Source organism: Bradyrhizobium sp. P2_E8 (genome assembly GCF_056403875.1).
Genome location: NZ_JBFUES010001240.1, coordinates 1 through 1907, shown reverse-complemented (window position 1 = coordinate 1907; position 1907 = coordinate 1). Strand labels below are relative to the sequence as shown.

At 65.6% G+C, this 1907-nt stretch carries 2 protein-coding genes; one reads left to right on the top strand and one right to left on the bottom strand.

Annotated elements, in window-relative coordinates:
* Positions 1-12: 12 nt before the first annotated feature.
* Positions 13-1245: an SMP-30/gluconolactonase/LRE family protein gene (locus tag AC1D00_RS39085; protein ID WP_477014352.1), complete on the bottom strand. Its 1233-nt coding sequence runs from the start codon at positions 1243-1245 to the stop codon at positions 13-15.
* Positions 1246-1522: 277 nt separating this feature from the next.
* Between AC1D00_RS39085 and AC1D00_RS39080 the strand changes: the two genes are divergently transcribed.
* Complete coding sequence (locus AC1D00_RS39080; RefSeq protein WP_135177056.1) at positions 1523-1786, top strand: hypothetical protein; 264 nt, start codon at positions 1523-1525, stop codon at positions 1784-1786.
* Positions 1787-1907: the final 121 nt, after the last annotated feature.

Genomic DNA, 1907 nt, shown 5'->3' with positions numbered 1-1907 from the left:
GGCTTGTACCGCTCAACCCGGCCCCGCGCCTTGCGTCGCCGTATAAACGGCATAGAGCGACTGGCTCGCSGCCATGAACAGGCGGTTGCGCTTGRSGCCGCCGAAGCAGACGTTGCCGCACACTTCCGGCAGGCGGATGCGGCCGAGCAGCTTGCCCTCCGGCGACCACACCGTCACGCCGCTATAGCCGACGGCGCGGCYGGCATTGCTGGAGGCCCAGACATTGCCGTTGACGTCGCAGCGCACCCCGTCCGGCCCGCACTTCACGCCGTCGATCACGCAATCGCTGAACTTCTTGAGGTTGGAGAGCTTGTTGTCCGTGCCGACGTCGAACACGAAGATCTCGCCCTTGCCGCCGGCGCCGGTGTCGCCCGGTCCCTTGCCGGTCGAGACGACATAGAGCTTCTTGTAGTCTGGCGAGAAGCACAGGCCGTTCGGATCCGGCACCTGCTCCTCGGTGACGACGAGGTCGATGCGGCCTGAGGGATCGATGCGATAGCAGTTGGTCGGCAGCTCGCGCTTGCCCGGTGTGAAGCCGGCCGGCTGTCCGATCCGCGGATTGAGCTTGCCGCCCGCATTGCTCGGGCCGCCGGCGACATCGGGTTCGCCTTCGTACAACTGGCCGCCATAGGGCGGATCCGTGAACCAGTAGCTGCCGTCGGGATGCGCCGCGATGTCGTTTGGTGAGTTCAGCTTCTTGCCGTTGTAGTTGTCGCAGAGCACGGTGGCGGTGCCGTCATGCTCGTAGCGCGTCACCCGCCGGGTCAAATGTTCGCAGGAGAGCTGACGGCCCTGGAAGTCGAACGAATTGCCGTTGGAGTTGTTGGACGGCGAGCGGAACACGCTGACGCGGCCATCGTCCTCGGTCCAGCGCATCTGCCGGTTGTTGGGAATGTCGCTCCACAAGAGGTAACGGCCCTGCGCGCTCCACGCCGGGCCCTCGGCCCACAACAGGCCGGTGTGAAGGCGCTTGATCGCGGTGTTGGGCTGCGCCAGGTCGTTGAAGGACGGATCGATCGCGATGATGTCGGGGTCCCAGAAATACGTGGTCGGCGCGCCGTTGGGGCCGAAATCGCGCGGCGGAGTGGTGATCGTCGTCGGCGGAGCGGCAGGTCCCGTCTGAGCCAGCGCGGGGCCGGCCATAGTGGCGGCGGCACCGAGCGCAAGCCCCCGGACAAGTGTCCGTCGCGAAAGCGCAGCATCCTGGTCACGCTGCTCGTGGTCACGAGTCTCCTGGCGTGTCATCGCGTCCTCCCGGTCATGTTCGGCTGGCCGGTTGATCCGGCCGAGCGGGTCGGAGGTTAGTCCGGTCCGCGTCCGGTTGCGAGGGGCAGGTTCGCATCCTCCGTGCGATGTCGCGAACGCCGCAACATCGCCGCATTGCGGCTGTGCAAAGTCCGAGCCGACAATTTCGTCCTGCCCGTGCGCCGCTAACCGGGACCGGTTTTACGGCCTGTCAAGCCTTGACCTCGCGCGCGATGCTGGCAGAACATTCCTCGGGGGAAAGAGGCCGGAACTCATGGTGTTAGCTGTCGTCATACTGGTCATGCTGCTCGCGATCGCATTCGTGGCCGGCTATTTCACCCGCGTCTACGTCTCCCGCAAACGCCGGGCGGAGGCGCGCCGCTGGCGGGATTATACCGAGCCGGATTGGCTCCACGCCAACGCGCCGGCCAACACCAACGAGATCGCAAAAACCGGCAAGGCGGTGCCGACCGCCACCGGCGAGCTCGGTCAGATGCTGGACCGCTGGGAAAGCCGGGCCCGCGCCCGCCGCACGGGATAGCTTCAAGGCCTTCGCCGCTACCAAGACCACCGCGATCCAATCAGGGAATTAGTGAACATCGACAATTACGAGCGCAGCGAAGCAATCCAGACCGTCATGGCGGAAAGGCTCTGGATTGCTT